The sequence below is a fragment of the Burkholderia sp. L27(2015) genome (assembly GCF_009765705.1).
GTDB lineage: Bacteria > Pseudomonadota > Gammaproteobacteria > Burkholderiales > Burkholderiaceae > LMUX01.
The window spans coordinates 513,346-529,679 of sequence record NZ_LMUX01000009.1 but is presented as its reverse complement, the minus strand read 5'-3'; the positions used below and the strand labels follow the sequence as shown (position 1 = coordinate 529,679).

Annotated in this window: 14 protein-coding genes; 5 read left to right on the top strand and 9 right to left on the bottom strand. The window is 60.1% G+C overall.

From position 1 onward, the window contains the following. Positions 1-272: 272 nt before the first annotated feature. From GSQ77_RS07140 to GSQ77_RS07105, 8 genes are all read right to left on the bottom strand, one after another. Positions 273-1,565: an SGNH/GDSL hydrolase family protein gene (locus GSQ77_RS07140; protein ID WP_254067491.1), complete on the bottom strand. Its 1,293-nt coding sequence runs from the start codon at positions 1,563-1,565 to the stop codon at positions 273-275. A 98-nt stretch (positions 1,566-1,663) separates the two neighbouring features. Beyond that, on the bottom strand, positions 1,664-2,971 hold the full coding sequence (locus GSQ77_RS07135; protein WP_158900444.1) for an MFS transporter: 1,308 nt from the start codon (positions 2,969-2,971) through the stop codon (positions 1,664-1,666). A 52-nt stretch (positions 2,972-3,023) separates the two neighbouring features. Continuing rightward, complete coding sequence (locus GSQ77_RS07130) at positions 3,024-4,361, bottom strand: amidase (RefSeq protein ID WP_158900442.1); 1,338 nt, start codon at positions 4,359-4,361, stop codon at positions 3,024-3,026. A gap of 2 nt (positions 4,362-4,363) precedes the next feature. Next, positions 4,364-5,041: a DUF2848 domain-containing protein gene (locus GSQ77_RS07125; RefSeq protein WP_158900440.1), complete on the bottom strand. Its 678-nt coding sequence runs from the start codon at positions 5,039-5,041 to the stop codon at positions 4,364-4,366. A 42-nt stretch (positions 5,042-5,083) separates the two neighbouring features. Next, positions 5,084-5,788, bottom strand: coding sequence for a GntR family transcriptional regulator (locus GSQ77_RS07120; RefSeq protein ID WP_158900438.1), 705 nt, complete (start codon positions 5,786-5,788; stop codon positions 5,084-5,086). Positions 5,789-6,076: 288 nt separating this feature from the next. Further along, on the bottom strand, positions 6,077-7,447 hold the full coding sequence (locus GSQ77_RS07115) for a gluconate:H+ symporter (protein WP_158900436.1): 1,371 nt from the start codon (positions 7,445-7,447) through the stop codon (positions 6,077-6,079). A gap of 10 nt (positions 7,448-7,457) precedes the next feature. Beyond that, positions 7,458-8,573, bottom strand: a complete 1,116-nt coding sequence (locus GSQ77_RS07110) for a porin (RefSeq protein WP_158900434.1) — start codon at positions 8,571-8,573, stop codon at positions 7,458-7,460. 192 nt (positions 8,574-8,765) lie between these two features. Then, positions 8,766-9,965, bottom strand: a complete 1,200-nt coding sequence (locus GSQ77_RS07105) for an aminotransferase class V-fold PLP-dependent enzyme (RefSeq protein WP_158900432.1) — start codon at positions 9,963-9,965, stop codon at positions 8,766-8,768. Positions 9,966-10,079: 114 nt separating this feature from the next. Between GSQ77_RS07105 and GSQ77_RS07100 the strand changes: the two genes are divergently transcribed. Beyond that, positions 10,080-10,859, top strand: a complete 780-nt coding sequence (locus tag GSQ77_RS07100) for an IclR family transcriptional regulator (RefSeq protein ID WP_158900430.1) — start codon at positions 10,080-10,082, stop codon at positions 10,857-10,859. Positions 10,860-11,025: 166 nt separating this feature from the next. Beyond that, a complete protein-coding gene (locus GSQ77_RS07095) occupies positions 11,026-11,505 on the top strand; it encodes a RidA family protein (RefSeq protein WP_158900428.1) in 480 nt (159 codons plus the stop codon). A gap of 93 nt (positions 11,506-11,598) precedes the next feature. On the opposite strand, the gene GSQ77_RS07090 is transcribed toward GSQ77_RS07095, so the two are convergent. Next, the gene (locus GSQ77_RS07090) at positions 11,599-13,077 is read right to left on the bottom strand and encodes an amidohydrolase family protein (protein ID WP_254067490.1); all 1,479 of its coding nucleotides are present in this window, start codon (positions 13,075-13,077) and stop codon (positions 11,599-11,601) included. 420 nt (positions 13,078-13,497) lie between these two features. Between GSQ77_RS07090 and GSQ77_RS07085 the strand changes: the two genes are divergently transcribed. The 3 genes from GSQ77_RS07085 (at position 13,498) to paaB (ending at position 16,328) form a co-directional block, all read left to right on the top strand. After that, a complete protein-coding gene (locus tag GSQ77_RS07085) occupies positions 13,498-14,796 on the top strand; it encodes a cation:dicarboxylase symporter family transporter (protein ID WP_158900426.1) in 1,299 nt (432 codons plus the stop codon). Positions 14,797-14,937: 141 nt separating this feature from the next. Then, positions 14,938-15,939 carry a 1,2-phenylacetyl-CoA epoxidase subunit PaaA gene (gene paaA, locus GSQ77_RS07080; RefSeq protein WP_158900424.1) on the top strand — a complete coding sequence of 334 codons (1,002 nt, stop codon included), beginning with the start codon at positions 14,938-14,940 and terminating at the stop codon, positions 15,937-15,939. Positions 15,940-16,043: 104 nt separating this feature from the next. Beyond that, positions 16,044-16,328 carry a 1,2-phenylacetyl-CoA epoxidase subunit PaaB gene (gene paaB, locus GSQ77_RS07075; RefSeq protein ID WP_158900422.1) on the top strand — a complete coding sequence of 95 codons (285 nt, stop codon included), beginning with the start codon at positions 16,044-16,046 and terminating at the stop codon, positions 16,326-16,328. Positions 16,329-16,334: the final 6 nt, after the last annotated feature.

The window sequence follows — 16,334 nt, the reverse complement described above, 5'->3', positions numbered from 1 at the left end:
CCCGAACATTGCTGCTCGCCTTCCTTTACCGCGCCGCTGCATCTGCAGCAGAGAAGCGAGATTATCTATCGCTTCCATCAACTCGTCAACAAGTTTTTGCCGCTTATTTACCGCGCAACTTCTTGTCGACTTCTTGTTTCCACCCGCCTGACTCGCTGCTTTCGCAACAAGTTTTAAGCGGGAGCCGAACTATAAGCAAATCCCTGGATAAACGCAAGTCTTTCGCGCGGGACACGTAACAATTTCCACGCCAGTTGGAGGAAAACGCGCGGCTAGTGTCCATCGAGCTGGTGCAATGTCACTTGTCGGGCCATTTCGGCGTAGCCCGCGTCGCTGGGGTGGATGTGGTCGTTGCTGTCATAGACGGGCAGCAGCACGTCAGGATGCGCGGGATTACGCAACGCCGCGTCAAAATCGACCACAGCATCAAACGCGCCACTCGTGCGTATCCATCGATTGACCGCCACCCGGATCGCTTCGCGCGCCGGCGGCAGGGAGGCCGGCGTCAAGGTGGCACCGATAATCCGGATGCTGCGTGCGTGAGCTGCGGCAATCAAGGTACGGTAACCATTGATCAAATCCGTCTCGCTCACTTGGGTGTGTGGAAAGTCACAATCCAGCCCCTCGCGCGGCGGCGTTGCGGCAAAATTGATGTCATTGATCCCGACCAGCACCACCACGGCGCGAACGCCCTGCCGCGAGAGCGCATCGGCGTCGAAGCGGCCAACCAAACGTTCGCCATAGCACGGCGAATCACTCAACAGGCGGTTTCCGCTGATGCCCTGATTCACCACCGCGATCCCGGACCCCGCCAGCGTCCGTGCCAAAACATCGGGCCAGCGCCGGTTGGCATTGAGCGTCGAGCGCATCCCATCAGTGATCGAATCGCCAATCGCCACCACAGCGTAGGGGCGAGTATTTCCGGGCGCATCCACGAGCAGCCCGGCTAGCCACAAATAAGACGTGAAATGACCGCGAAACGGCGTCGCGCCCGGATCGGACACATAGTTGCCTGTAGTCGAGAGGTAATTCACCTGGCTGGACAGCTTGTGCCAGGTCGACGGCTTTTCCGCACTGTCGATGAAAAAACTGACGGCCAACGCGCCGCCCGCCGGCACAGCCAGGCTCACCGGGTCGCTCACGATATCGGCACCCGGCGGGATCACTACGCTTGGGCTGCCACCGAAGGTCACCGCTCGATCAGTGTTCGGTTCAAGCGCGGCAGTCGAGCGAGATAAGGCGATGTGAGTTTGCGCAATGGCCAATGGCGCATGGCCAAAGCGATTGCTTATTTGAATGCGAACCCGGTCGCCCGCCAGCCGGGAATAAATAATCTGGCGTACCGTCTGATGATTGATCGGAGGGGACCGATCGAAACTCGGTGCGTTCGGATGATCGGAGACGCTTTGCGGCGCCGCGGTCCATGACTGCACCCACTGCCCGGTGGCGGGCGCCGCCGCCTGGGTTGCGCCAACCGCCAGCAGGCCTGCCAGCAACAATGCGGTACTACCACACAGGCGAGTGCCGCGAGCGCGGCCGCCACAATACAGATCGTTCAAGTTCACGGGAGGCTTCAGGTCGGCAAGGGTGGGGAAAGAAGTTTCGAATTGTGCCCGAAGCCTCGTTCTCCTGCACCCCCACATAACTCACCTCAGCGTCTTTCTCAACGCACCTTCTTGATAAACAGGACGACCAGGATCGTGGAACACAACTCGAGCGCAGCAACGAAGTACAAGCCGGACGTCAGGCTGCCAGTGGAGGTTTTCAAGGAGCCAATAATGTAGGGCGCCGCAAAACCTGCCAAATTGCCGATCGAGTTGATCAATGCGATGCCGCCGGCCGCAGCGGTCCCGCTCAGGAACGCGGCAGGTATCGACCAGAACACGGGGAACGATGCGAGGATGCCGATCGCCGCCAACGTCATCGCCATGATGGCAAGCACCGCATGCCCCAGCGACAGCGCCGCCAAAGCCAAGCCGACGCTCGCCAGCAGCGTTGCCAGAGCGCAATGCATCCGCCGCTCGCCGGTCTTGTCCGAATGGATACCATTGAGGATCATCGCGATCGTACCTGCGATAAATGGAATCGCAGACAGCAGCCCGATCTGGAGATTTCCGACGACACCCAGCTCTTTGATGATCGAAGGCAACCAAAACGCAATCGTGGCGTTGCCGCTGACGACACAGAAATAGATCACCGCACAGAGCCAAACCCGCGAATTGGCGAGCGCCGCACCGAACGACGAATGCTTGGTTGCATCCTGATTTTCGGCGACCAACGCCTGAGTGACTGCCCGCTTTTCGGCCTCACTGAGCCATTTTGCATTGATCGGCTTCTCAGGCAAATAAAGCAGGACGGCAAAACCCGCGAGTATCGACGGAACCCCCTCGAGCAAGAACAACCATTGCCAGTTAGCGAAACCGGCGACACCGCCCATTGCACTCATGATGTAGCCGGCAATAGGGCCGCCGACCACGCCCGCAATCGCAAACGACGTCATGAACAGGCCGTTGATACGCGCCCGGCGCGCAGCCGGGAACCAATACGTCAGATACAGCACGACCCCAGGGAAAAAGCCGGCTTCGAATACGCCCAGCAAAAAGCGAATCACGTAAAAGGAAAGCGGCGTCGTGACGAACACCATAGCCATCGACGCCAAGCCCCAAAGAATCGTAATACGCGCGAGAGTCTTGCGCGCACCGATCTTTTCGAGCAGCAAATTGCTGGGCACTTCAAACAGGAAATAGCCGATGAAGAAAACGCCTGCCCCGAGTCCATAGACCGCCTCGCTGAAATGCAAATCGGTCAACATCTGCAGTTTGGCAAAACCGACGTTCACTCGATCGACCCACGCAAGGACGAAGAGGAACACCAGGAACGGCACCAGCCGGTAAGCAATCTTCTTGTAGGTAGCTTCCAGGGCTTGCCCTGCAGCACCGGGGTCTGTTTTGACAACAGTCGCATACGTCATCGTTTGTCCTCTCTTATCAAGAAAGCGCTTTTTGGAAAAATCGCGGGATATTTCATGCCGGTCGCAATGCCGACTCCAATGCACGCCCGACCCTGAGGATCTGTGAGTCCTGCCCGGCTAGACCGCAGGCGGCAAGAGCGACCGGCAACTGACCGGTGCCGGCGGGCCGAAGCGGGATCGAGACCGCACAACCATCCAAAAAATTGATCACGCTGGGATTGCGCAACACCCGCGCGTTGGTCGAAAAAAAGGTGGCGTCGTCCGCTTCCAGCGCGGCGAGCAGCGGCGGCACGGTGGCGACGGTCGGCATCAACCAGGCGTCGAAAGCGCGCAGCCGATGCTGCGCCATCGCAATCATGCCCCGCCGGGCGTCGAGCAAATCGATGTAATCGGCAGCGCTTTGCAAACTGCCGCGGCGAATCCGCGCAGCTACACGCTGATCGTATGCAGCCGATTTCTTTTCGAGCAAACCGCGATGCCAGTGCCACGCTTCGGCTGCGACCAAACCACCGCCGCGATTGATGTCCGCCAGTTCAAGCAGCTCTGGGAACGCAAATCGCTCGATCCGCGCGCCGGCACTCTGCAGCTTTTGCAGCGCCTGCTCAAAGGCGTGCTCGACCTCCTCATCGAGATCGCCGCCCACCAAGTCGGCGGTCACGCCGAAGCGCAAGCCCGCCAAAGGCAATGCTTCCGTGTCCAACGTTTCGCCAGTCAGAATGCCATCGAGAATGGCGCAGCAATCCACCGTGCGAGCCAGTGGCCCCACCGAGTCGAGCGAGCCGGAAAGCGGCACCGCCCCCATCAGCGATACTCGGCGCGCGGTCGGTTTGAAGCCGGTCAAGCCGCAGAACGCCGACGGGATCCGGACCGAGCCCCCGGTGTCGGTACCCAACGCGGCGACCGCCATATCGAGTGCTACCGTCACCGCCCCGCCGGAGGTCGAGCCGCCCGCCACTCTGGCGGAATCGGCGGGACAAGTTGGCGTGCCGTAATGCGGGTTAAGGCCCAAACCCGAGAACGCGAACTCGCTCATATTGGTCCGGCCGAGCAACACCGCACCCGCGGCACGCAGGCGCGCCACAGGCGGTGCATCGCGCGTGGCCACGCGCTCGAATGCTTTCGACCCGGCAGTCGTGGTTTGGCCCTGGACGTCAAACAAATCTTTAATCGAAACAGGCAAGCCGCTTAGCAGCGACGGGACATTGCCCGCCAGCCGCGCCGCATCGCTGGCCCGCGCCGCCGCGAGCGCCACGTCGCGATCGACGCTGACATACGCCACTCCGCCCGCCTGACGATAGTCATCGATACGGCCCAACGCTTGCTCTACCAATTCGACACTGGTGGTGCGTCCGGCGGCCAGGTCGGCCGCGAGTTCTCTTATCGGTTTCATGATCAATCCACGATACGCAGAGCGTCTACCGAATAACGGTGGGCCAGCTTGCGGCCGAGCGTCGGGTCCGATAGCTCCAGTTCGAACACGTCGCCAAATCCCATTTCACCGATGATGGGCTGGGTGCCACAGAACATCGCCGTTCCCACTGGCAGCTCGACCGCCGACGCATACCGCGAAATCAACGCGGCCGGTTGCATCATTTTGGTCACGGGCCCTTCCTGATAGAGGACGCGCTTGCCGCCGCGCTCGCGCCAGCAGCGCATCGTCAGCGAATCCCAGTGATCGCTCACTTCCGAGAAATGCCAGAGATCGCGCCCGATGGGTTTGCCGCACATTTGTTTGGAAACCGTCACACCGTAGCTCTCGACTTTGCGGTCGGTATGATCCGAACCGATCCCGACCAGCAGACCATGGGGCGTGGAAAACAATACAAATTCCGCTTCCCCGGACGAATCCTGGCCGGCCACCTGCATTGCAGCGTCCGTGGACAAGAGCGAGGCGGAAACCCGATAAAAACACGGTACGGTTTTCGGCCGCTTGACGCCGATTGCCTCAAGTTCCGCGATATGGTGCTCTACCGACGCCATGTCGCGACCGGTCCAGCCGGCGATCACCAATTGCGTGATTTCAAACGAAACCGCGCCATGACCGATCAGATTAAAGTTCAATGTAGGCATATATCTCCTTGCTAGTTGGGACGACCGACGCTCACGGGCGTCTTATATCGTCCGGATGATGTTGCTGCGGAATTGGTCGATGTGATACTGGGTCGCCTCGCGAACGGCGGCAATATCACGGCTCTCCAGCGCATCGAGCATCTGACGGTGTTCGTCGTAGACATTCTTCATGTGGACCGGATCGGAGAGCGAGTAGAACCAGAATCGAGATTGCTTTTCGTGCAGGTTGCGCAGCATGTCGGCCAGCACCCGATTGCGCGAGGACGCGGAGATCGCTAGATGGAACTTGAGATCGAGCGTCATCAGCCCCGACAAGTCGCGCTGTTCGATCAGATCGGGCGACGGCGCGATGATTTCGCGCATTGCCTTGAAGTCGCTCGGATGGGCACGTTGTGCCGCGAGCGTTACACATAGCAGTTCGTTGGCCGCGCGCACTTCGATCATGTCGAGCACGTCGTTAAGGGACAACGGCGTCACCAGCACGCCTTTACGCGGCATGATGGACACGAGTCCTTCGACCTCCAGGCGGTGCAGCGCCTGATGCACGGGAGTGCGCCCCAGTCCGAGCAACGCGCCAATCTGCGCTTCGTTGATGGCTTCGCCCGGGCGGAATTCGCAACCGAGAATACGGCGCTTGAGTTCCGCATAAGCATGTTCACGCAGCACCGCTCCGCCGGCCGCTTTCGAGGCGGGTGCGGGCTGCAGGGCCACGCGGTTGCTGCTTGCGAGGGTGATACGTTTGCTCATCGATGCTCCGCGTGTCGGCATAGTCAGCCAACGGGACAGGACAAATCGGGGAAGCCGATCATGCGCTGATATTATTGTGATATATCACTGCAAGTCAACCGTATCAAAAATATCGACGTGTTTAAGCGACCCTCACCGTTGGAATAGTCGGAGCGCTAAGTTTAGGGGCGGAGCGGCGGAAGGAGCGGCGGAAGGAGCGGCGGAAGAAGCGATGAAGGGAACGATGAAGATTTACCGAATGAGTGGCGCCACCCGCGGCACCACTCATCCCTCTCCACGTTCAACAAATCAAACCACAGTAGACAACCCAAGCGTAAGGATCAGCGCTGTTATCGAAATAATCGTCTCGCACACCGTCCACGTCTTGAAGGTCTGCGGCACGGTCATGTTGAAATACTCCTTCACCAGCCAGAAACCACCGTCGTTCACATGCGACAGGATCAGCGAACCCGCGCCCGTGGCCAGAACCAGCAGTTCGGGACGCACGCCCGACGCGGTCGTGGCAGCGGCCACTGCGATCGGCGCCACGATGCCTGCGGCCGTCGACATGGCGACTGTCGCCGAACCGGTGGCGACGCGGATCAGCGCCGCCACCAGCCAGGCGAGGATCAGCAACGGCACATGGGCGCCGGTGGCCACATCGACGATCGCCTTCGACACGCCGCTGTCGATCAGAATGCGGCCGAAACCCGCGCCTGCGCCAACCACCAGCGTAATGCTGGCGGTCGGCCCCAGACATTCGTTGGTGAACTTCAGAATCGCGTCCCGTCCAAAGCCGCGCGTCGAACCGAACGTATAGAAGCTCATCAGCACGGCGAGCAACAAAGCCATGTCGGGATTGCCGATCAAGCGCAACAGCTCGTTCAGGGTGCTCTTGGGCGGCGAGATCAGGTCGGCCCAGCCTCCGATCAACATCAGCAGAACCGGCAACAACACCGTAGCCAGTGTGACGCCGAAGCTCGGCAGCGCGCGTCCCGTCTCTTGCGCGTCTCGTTCCACAAACTGGCGCGCCATCGGGTTTTCACCTTCCAGCACGACGAACTTCTCCGCCAGCTTCGAAAATAACGGGCCGGCCAGTGCCGCGGTCGGAATGCCGACCAGCAACGCGTAAAAGAGCGTATGTCCGATGTCGGCGTTGTAGGCGCTCACTGCCAACAATGCCGCCGGATGCGGCGGAATCAATCCATGCACCACCGACAAACCGGCAACCATCGGAATGCCGACCTTGATCATCGACGTATTGGTACGCTTGGCCACGTTGAACGCGATCGGGATCAACAGCACGAAGCCGACTTCGAAGAACACCGGCAAGCCCACCAGGAACGCGATGCACATCATCGCCCAGTGCACGTTCTTCGGACCGAAGAAGTCGATCAGGGTTCGGGCGATGCGCTCCGCGCCGCCCGACTCGGCCATCATCTTGCCAAGCATCGTACCGAGCCCCACGACAATCGCGATATGGCCAAGCGTGCCGCCGACGCCGGTTTCGAACGACTTCAAGATGGTGGCCATCGGCATGCCGACCACTAGCGCCAACACGATAGACACGATCATCAGCGTGATGAACGGATTCATCCTGAAGCGCGCGATCAGGACTACCAGTGCGACCACCGCGATCGCGGCGTACATCAACAACAGGCTTCCTTGAACAGGGGCCATGCTTATCTCCTTAGAACTTGTGGCGGATGCCCGCGACTGCGGCAAGCTGACCACCGTTGCTGGACGCACTTGAAATGCCTTCGATCCACGCGGCAGAACTCGCCGCGCGCTGATACACCCCGTTCAAATAGAGATCGGTCGTCTTGGACAAAAAGTATTCGCCTCCGATGCTCACCTGATTGTAGTGGGCGTTGGTGCCCAAGGCGCTGGAGGAGCGTTGGTTGGTATAGATATAACCCACCGTGAGCAAGGTTGCCGGGTTGAACTGATAACGCACGCTCGCTTCGTAGTTGGCAAACTTCAACGTTCCGCCCGTGAGGATATCGAACGCTGAGTTCGTGTAGAGCAGCGCTACCGTCACGTCGCCCAAGGCGTATGCACCGCCGGCGCCGAACACCGCGTTGCGCGCCACATTGGTGATGATGGACGACGACAAGCTGTAATAGTTATCCGAGGGCGCAGCACCCGTGGTACTGGTGGCCGGATGATCCACCAACGAATAGGCGGCGTCGAGTCGCACAGGACCGTTGACATAATCCGCTCCGACGCTCCAAGCGCGATCGTTGGAGAAATCGCCGGCGGCCCCCGAGAACGCATACATCGCATTCGCGGTCAGCCCGGCGATGGTCGGCGTAGTGTACTTGACGGCGTTTTGCGTGCGGTAAGTGTTGTTGAGGTCATCGTTGTCGTAGACCGCATTGGCATATTGACTCAGCGCGCCGACGCCGTTGATTTGCAGGTTCGACAGATAGTCTTGCGCGCTGTTGTATTGGCGGCCCAGCGTAACAGTGCCAGCGCTCGTATTGGACAGCGCTACCCACGCACCGCGCCCGAATTCACGGCCACCTTGGCCAAAGGCGCCCGATTCGGCACTGAAGCCATTTTCCAATCTGAAGCTCGCCGTAGTGCCGCCGCCGAGATCCTCGGTGCCTGTGAGTCCCCAACGCGAGCCCTGAACGTTGCCCTGAGTCGCCTGGAAATTCGTCTGCCCCTTCTGATTGTTTGTATAGGTGACACCCGCATCGATGATGCCGTACAGCGTGACGCTGCTCTGAGCCTGTGCGACGGATGCTGTGGCGCCGAACAGCGTGGCGGTCACGGCGGCTGATACTAAGGTAATGCGCATGACTGGACTCCCCCGAAGATGGCAATAGCCGATTGGTCGTAAAATTTTTTATATAAGTAGTAGTACTTATTACATTAAACGGCAATAACAACCTCGCGCATCCGGGTTACGGATTTTCAGATGTCGAGTGCTGTGGGATTACGCCGATGAAACCGCGACTGGCACGCGGTCTCATCGGATACTGCAGTTGAATCAGTCCGGCCAGTGCCGACGGCCCGCAATGCGACGGGCGTCGCGCTGCGCAAACGGTGTGACGATCGGTTCGGGAGCACGCTGTGCAGCCTCGAGCTCGACAACGAGCCGTTCGAGAACTTGCTGCTCTTCGCCCGCATGCAAGTTGCAGGGATCGAGAAAAAAGAAATGTTGCTCTGCCTCGTGATCTCTAGCGATGACCGGGGCGTATCCGTCCCGCGTACGTGCCAGCGCATCAACCAGATCCCACGCGGTGATGCGTGCGCCGACTGCGTCGACGCTGACCTTCAGGCGATCGAGCGGATTCTGCGTCGGGTCCGCGTCGAGCTGCGCACGAATGCCAGGAAAGTTATTCAGACGCTCGCGCCACAGCGTCAGATAACCGTGTTCGAGCGCGCGTACGGCGCCGTGGTCACGCGCGGCCCAGCTTTGTAGCGCAGCGATCGCACCGGCGATCCCCTCCTTGCCCACCTTCATGCCGCGACCGATCCCGCCGTTCTGAAAATACGCAGCGCGCACCAGCGTCTTGCTGCCGGCGACGATCCCCGCGGTCGGACCACCGAGAAATTTGTGAGCGGAATAAAGCACCACGTCTGCCCCGGCAGCGATAAAGCGCTTCAGGTCGTATTCCGAGGCGGCATCCACAATCACCGGCACGCCTTTAGCATGTGCGACTGCGATGAATTCTTCGAGCGGGATCATGCCGTACTGCTGCGTGTGATGCGACACCACGAAGAGCGCCGCAGTGGTGCGCTCATTGATGGCGCTTGCGAGCTGGTAGCCGTGCGCTTCGGTGGCGGCGCCCACCGCGATCGCGCGCGCGCCGCACAGGCGAATCGCCTGGTCGAGCGGAGCGCCATAGTTCACCAAATGGCCCGTCTGCACCACCACTTCATTTTTCATGTGATCGGTAGCTGGCAGTCGTTCGATCAGACCGAGATCGTCACCTGTCATGGTGGCTGCAATCGTCAAGGTGATCCCGGCCGATGCGGACGCTGTGATGTAGCCCGCTTCGCTGCCGCACGCGGTGGCGATCACGTTGGACGCGCGGCGCTGCAAATCGTCGATCTCGACGAATTGCGGCAGAATGGCAGCCACGGCGTCGATGACCTCGGGTCTTGCAATCGATGCCCCGAGACCCGTCATGGTCCCGGATGCGTTGATGACGGGACGCAGTCCGAATTTGGATCGAATGTTCATCGATTACCCTCGATATAGATAATACTCAATTACGGAATAAATGTTGCAGTTGAAGAAGAGTCTAGCATATACTCCGTACAGGTCAATTGGACAAAATAACGAGGGAGAGGCCCTATGGCTCGCACCGGCGCACTAGATCGCATCCTGCAAATACTCGACGGTCTCCAGGAGGCCGGCAAACCGATGACGGCCTATGAAGTGGCGCACACGGTAGGCGCGCCGCTTTCGACCGTCTACACGATCATCAACGATATGGTCGATAAGCATTTGCTCACGCGTACCGCCGACGGCGCTGTCTGGCTGGGGCCCCGTCTTTACGGCTACGGCTTGTCGTATGCGAGTTCGCTCGATTACCTGACGGTCGCCAACGAAGAAATGCACCGGCTTGCAGCGGAGGTGGGCGAAACCGTTCAGGTATGCGGGCGCGACGAGGGCATGATGGTGGTGCTGCTCATGTGCGAGGGGCCCGGGCATTTTCGGGTCACGTCGCGGGTGGGCTCGCGCGTGCCGCTGAACTGGACCGCGTCGGGGCGCCTGTTGGTAGGGCACCTGCCCGATGACGAACGCGCCGAGTTCTTTACGCGTTTCGCGAAACCGTCGCCGACCGGGCGGGCTGAAACCCGTGCCGAGGTGCTGGCGCACAACGCGCGCGAAGCGTTTGAGCGGCGGCTCTCGATCCAGTTCGGCGAATCGGATGCGTCGGTTGCCTGCCTGGCCTCGCCGATTACCGATTCGAACGGTGACTGCGCCTTCACGATTTCCATCGTCACGCCCGAAGCCAAGGCGGCTCAGCACGCCGAGCATTATGGTCAGGCCGCACAAGCCGCCGCGGCACGCATCGAGCAACGCCTGGGCTGGCGCGGCCATCCCAACCTGACCGCCAGCGCGGCTTGAAAATGTTCGCGGAGGAATGCGGATTAGAAGCGCAAACTTAAAAGCGCAATCTTGGAAGCGAACCTAGAAGCACGACCGTAAAAGCGCTGCCTCAGCAGCGCCGCATGAGAAACGCGGCCGGAGAACCCTGACCGGCCTGAAACACCCCACATTCATCCCATCGTTCATGCACACCACTTCAGAAACCACCTGCTACGATCGCCTACGCGCGCTCGGTCTGACTCTACCCGCCGTCCCTGCGCCGATCGGCAACTTCAACCATTGCACCCGCGAAGGCAATTTGCTCTTCTTGTCGGGCCAAGGTCCGGTAACGGTCAGCGGCGAATTGATGACCGGCAAGGTCGGCGACACCGTCACTACCGAAGTGGCCTACGCGCATGCTCAATTGGTTGGGCTGAATCTGCTGTCGGTGCTGCACGACACGCTCGGCGATCTGGCGCGCGTGACGCGCGTGGTGAAGCTGCTCGGCATGGTCAACGCAACGCCCGACTTTACCGAGCACCCGCGCGTCATCAATGGGTGCTCCGACCTGCTGGTCCAAGTGCTTGGCGATGCTGGACGCCATTCGCGCTCGGCGGTCGGCGTCGGCTCGCTGCCGAATAACATCACGGTGGAAATCGAAGCCATCGTGGCGATTCGGGATTGAATCCTGGCACTGTCGATGCACGGTCAGCCGGCCCCGTACATCGACAGCGTCCAACCGTGCTAGAGCCTGCCCCAGAACCGGCCCACCGCACGCCTAACGAAAATGATTGCGCAAATCGCCCGAGCGAGCGAGGAAGCGGCCAGCGCGGCGTCCCGTCAATTGCTTGTTCTGATAAGACAATACCCCGTTCACCCAGACGCTTTCGATACCGTCGGCGGCCTGAATCGGGTTGCCGAAGTCGGCGGTGTCACGGATAGTCGCAGGATCGAACAGCACCAGATCGGCCCAGTGACCGACCTGAATCTCGCCGCGCCCGGTCAGCCCGAAACGCGCGGCCGACAGACCCGTCATCTTACGTACCGCCTCGGCGAGTGGAAATAGCCCGACATCGCGACTGTAATGACCGAGCACGCGCGGGAACGCTCCCCAAAGCCGCGGATGCGGCAAGGGATCGTTGGGCAAGCCGTCCGAACCTATCATCGTCAACCGATTCGAGAGTATCCGCCGCACGTCGCCTTCATCCATCCCGTAGTAAACCGCGCCGGCCGGCTGCAAGCGCTTGGCCGCATCCAACAGCGAGACATTCCATTGCGCAGCGATGTCGGCGAGTTTCTTGCCGCCCATACCCGGTTCAGGCTCGCTCCACGTGATGAGGATGTCGAAGTCGCTGGTGACCTGCTTCAGGTCCAGGGTCGTGGAGCTAGCCGAATAGGGATAGCAATCGCAGCCGGTCGGATGCTCCTGGGCGGCCTGTTCGATCTTCTCGATCACTTCGCCGCTGCGGCCCCAGTTGCCCGCCCCAGCACATTTCAAATGCGAAACAATCACCGGCGCGCGGGCGTAACGGCCAATCTCAAACGCTTCGTCCATGGCGTCGAGAATGCCGTCGAACTCGGTGCGCAAGTGCGTGGTGTACACGCCGCCGAAGTCGTTGAGCACTTCGGCCAACGCTTTCACTTCGTCGGTGCTCGACGAATAGGCAGAAGCGTACGCGAGGCCGGTGCTCAAGCCGAGCGCGCCATGCTCGAGCGCCTCGCGCAGTTGCACGCGCATCGCGTCGATTTCGCCGGCGGTCGCAGTGCGATCCAGTGTGTCCATGTGATTGTTGCGCAGTGCTGTGTGGCCGACCAGCGCCGCGACGTTCACGCTGGGAATCGCGGCGTCCACCGCGCGACGATAATCGCTGAAGCTCGGATAAGTGAAATCCTTGGCGCGACCCAGCAAATTCAGCGGGTCAGGCGGATCGCCCTTGAGCGATACAGGACTCGCGCTGATGCCGCAGTTGCCGACCACGACCGTGGTAATGCCTTGGGAAATCTTGGGCAGCATCTCCGGCTCGCGGATCACGTTGGTGTCGTCGTGCGTATGGACGTCGATAAAGCCCGGTGAAAGCGCGAGGCCCTGCGCGTCGATTTCGGTCCGCGCCGCACCTTCGATACGGGCGTCGATGGCGACGATACGGCCTTCGCGCACGGCAACACAGCCGCGAAATTCGGCTGCGCCGCTGCCGTCGAAAATGCGGGCGTTGCGGATAATCAGCTCATAGTCCATGACTTGATCCAGCAGGTTCATACCATTCCCAACCGATGTGAAAGATCTCTCGTGGCGCACAGCCGGCAGTCGAGATCGTGTTTGTCATCGCGCAAGCCATCTTCGCCCGGCGCGGCCAAGCCCAGTGTCGCGATGCACCTGCGACCCGAATCATTCCCTTATAGCAGAAACATGTCTGCAATTATGGAATGACGTAAATCATAACCGGTTTGCCCAAAAAAATTTCAATGGCGGTTTGCGCGGCAACACGGACCGTCAGGAGACAGCTCAACTCATAACTTCAGCTTAACAATAGAGTAACTGACAATTAATTATTAACTCACCCCGTCTCGTTATACTTTTTCTGCGCACGCCTGATGGACGATGAATCCTGACAGCGCACGGCCAGGCTAGAAGCCACACAAAACGACAATACCGGCCGATAAAGATAAAGGAGACGATATGAGCAGCACCACTAGTCCAGAGGGCACGCCGCTCGCGCATGCTCCCCCCCGCCGAGCGCTATGGAGACATGCCAATGTGCAGATCCTGTTTGCCGTCGTCTGCGGCGCGCTGGTCGGTTGGCTGAATCCGCGCTGGGGCAGTGATCTTCGACCGCTCGCCGACGCGTTCATCGGACTCATCAAGCTGGTCATCGGCCCCATCGTTTTTCTGATCGTCTCAACCGGCATCGCACAAGTCGGCGACATGCGCAAAGTAGGACGCATCGGCCTGAAGGCATTGATTTATTTCGAAGTCCTGACCACGCTCGCGCTGATTGTCGGCTACATTCTCGGCCAGGTCGTGCAGCCCGGCAACGGCGTTGCGCCTCCGTCCGCCGGGTTGTCGGGGGAAATCGCGAAATATACGACCGGCGAGACCTTGCCATCGTTGAGCAGCTTTTTCTTCAAGCTGATCCCCGACAACCTGCTTAATCCCTTCGTGCATGGGGACCTTTTGCAAATCCTGGTGGTTGCCCTGATTTTCGGGACAGCGCTCGTGTTGTCCGGCGAAAAAGGACGGCCTATCACCGAGGCGCTGGATAGATTGACCGTGGTGGTATTCAAGGCAACGTCGGTCGTCATGCTGTTTGCACCGCTAGGGGTGTTCGGCGCGATCGGCTTTACCGTGGGCAAGTTCGGCGTCGTGATGCTGATTACGCTGGGCAAGCTGGTGCTGACCGCCTATGTCGGCATGGCGCTGTTCGTGCTCGTTGTGCTGGGAATCGTATGCCGTATGGCCGGCCTGCGGCTGGGCGCAATCTTGCGCTATATCCGCGGCGAGATCTTGCTCGCCCTTGCCACCTCCTCATCCGAGGCGGTGCTGCCGCAACTCGCAGTCAAACTGGAATCGCTGGGCGTATCGCGCGTGGTGGTGGGCCTGGTGCTGCCGATCAGCTATTCGTTCAATCTGACGGGGGTAGCGCTGACGCTGCCGATCAGCGTCCTGTTCATTCAGCAGGTGTACGGTGTGCATCTGTCGTGGGCGCAGCAGGCGAGCATCTTCGGTCTAATGCTGTTGACCTCGAAAGGCGCCGCCGGAGTAACCGGCGCCGCCTTCCTCACGCTTGCCGCCACGGTCGCCGCGACCGGCATTCTGCCTCTGCAAGGGTTGATTCTATTGCTTGCGGTCGATCGCTTCATGTCGGAGGCGCGCGCCGTGATCAATATCATCGGCAACGTGGTCGCAACCATCATCGTCGGCAAGTGGGAAGGCAATTTCGATGCCGTTAAAGCCGACGCCGCTTTGCGCGGGTCATAGCTATCCTACGTAGCGACCTCAATCCGACGGTACGCCCCTCATATATCGACCATCCATCGGATAATCCTCCAAAATATTTATTAACCGACCGGTCGGTTGGTTTATACTGGCGGCTCGATTGCTTAGTGAATGGAGGCTGCCGTGTACACCCAATCCCTCGATATGCCCAACGGCGTCGCCGCGCCGGACGCGGCTGGCGCTGACCAGCCGGCGCAGGTCCGCTTCGATAGCCGCATTGCCGCGGATCAGAAAATCGAGCCCCAGGACTGGATGCCCGAGGCCTATCGCAAGACCTTGCTGCGGCAGATTTCCCAGCATGCTCACTCCGAAATCATCGGGATGCTGCCGGAAGGCAACTGGATCAGCCGAGCCCCCAGCCTGAAGCGCAAGGCCATTTTGCTCGCCAAAGTACAGGACGAAGCAGGCCATGGCCTCTACTTATATAGCGCCGCCGAAACGCTAGGCACCTCGCGCGATCAACTGGTCGATGCGCTGCACACGGGCCGTGCCAAATATTCGAGCATTTTCAATTACCCCACGTTGACCTGGGCCGATGTCGGCGTCATTGGCTGGCTGGTCGACGGCGCGGCAATCATGAACCAAGTGCCCTTGTGCCGCTGTACCTATGGCCCGTATGCGCGCGCCATGATCCGCATCTGCAAGGAAGAGTCGTTTCACCAACGGCAAGGCTTCGACGCGTTGCTGGCGATGATGCAAGGCACCGAGGCGCAGCACGAGATGGTGCAGGAAGCGGTGAATCGCTGGTGGTGGCCGGTGCTGATGATGTTCGGCCCGAGCGACAAGGAATCGATCCACAGCACGCAAACCATGCAGTGGGGCATCAAGCGCATTTCCAACGACGACCTGCGTCAAAAGTTTGTCGATGCGGCGATCGAGCAGGCCAAGGTGCTCGGTGTGACCTTCCCGGACCCGGACCTGAAATGGAACGAGGCACGCGGTCAACACGATTACGGCACGATCGATTGGGACGAATTCTGGCGCGTCGTCAACGGCGAAGGTCCGTGCAACAAGGAGCGCCTCGCCACCCGCGTCAAAGCGCACGAAGACGGCGGTTGGGTGCGTGAAGCGGCGTTGGCTTATTCCCGCAAACAAGCCGCGAAAGCGCAACCTAAAGCAGCATAGTTGCCGCCTTGGAAAAGCCAGGGCACCCGCGTGTTGCGTGCGTCTTACCCGATCCGCAACCGCGCCGAATAAGCTGAACCAAGCTGAATAAACAGGAGTTATCCATGAATCAAGAATGGCCACTATGGGAAGTGTTCGTGCGCAGCAAGCAAGGGCTGGATCACAAGCATTGCGGCAGCCTGCACGCGAGCGACGCCGCGATGGCGCTGCGCATGGCACGCGACGTCTACACGCGCCGCCAGGAAGGCATCAGCATTTGGGTGGTGCCCTCGAACGCGATCACGGCTTCGAACCCTGACGACAAAGCGGAGTTGTTCGAGCCGGCCGGCGACAAGATCTATCGTCACCCGACCTTCTACGAGCTGCCTGACGAAGTCAACCACATGTGATGAGCG

Bases quoted from the DNA above. Each gene is read 5' to 3' on its own strand.
- GSQ77_RS07135 (WP_158900444.1), bottom strand. From the start codon at position 2,971: ATGACGTATGCGACTGTTGTCAAAACAGACCCCGGTGCTGCAGGGCAA.
- GSQ77_RS07130 (WP_158900442.1), bottom strand. From the start codon at position 4,361: ATGAAACCGATAAGAGAACTCGCGGCCGACCTGGCCGCCGGACGCACC.
- GSQ77_RS07125 (WP_158900440.1), bottom strand. From the start codon at position 5,041: ATGCCTACATTGAACTTTAATCTGATCGGTCATGGCGCGGTTTCGTTT.
- GSQ77_RS07120 (WP_158900438.1), bottom strand. From the start codon at position 5,788: ATGAGCAAACGTATCACCCTCGCAAGCAGCAACCGCGTGGCCCTGCAG.
- GSQ77_RS07115 (WP_158900436.1), bottom strand. From the start codon at position 7,447: ATGGCCCCTGTTCAAGGAAGCCTGTTGTTGATGTACGCCGCGATCGCG.
- GSQ77_RS07110 (WP_158900434.1), bottom strand. From the start codon at position 8,573: ATGCGCATTACCTTAGTATCAGCCGCCGTGACCGCCACGCTGTTCGGC.
- GSQ77_RS07105 (WP_158900432.1), bottom strand. From the start codon at position 9,965: ATGAACATTCGATCCAAATTCGGACTGCGTCCCGTCATCAACGCATCC.
- GSQ77_RS07100 (WP_158900430.1), top strand. From the start codon at position 10,080: ATGGCTCGCACCGGCGCACTAGATCGCATCCTGCAAATACTCGACGGT.
- GSQ77_RS07095 (WP_158900428.1), top strand. From the start codon at position 11,026: ATGCACACCACTTCAGAAACCACCTGCTACGATCGCCTACGCGCGCTC.
- GSQ77_RS07090 (WP_254067490.1), bottom strand. From the start codon at position 13,077: ATGAACCTGCTGGATCAAGTCATGGACTATGAGCTGATTATCCGCAAC.
- GSQ77_RS07085 (WP_158900426.1), top strand. From the start codon at position 13,498: ATGAGCAGCACCACTAGTCCAGAGGGCACGCCGCTCGCGCATGCTCCC.
- paaB (WP_158900422.1), top strand. From the start codon at position 16,044: ATGAATCAAGAATGGCCACTATGGGAAGTGTTCGTGCGCAGCAAGCAA.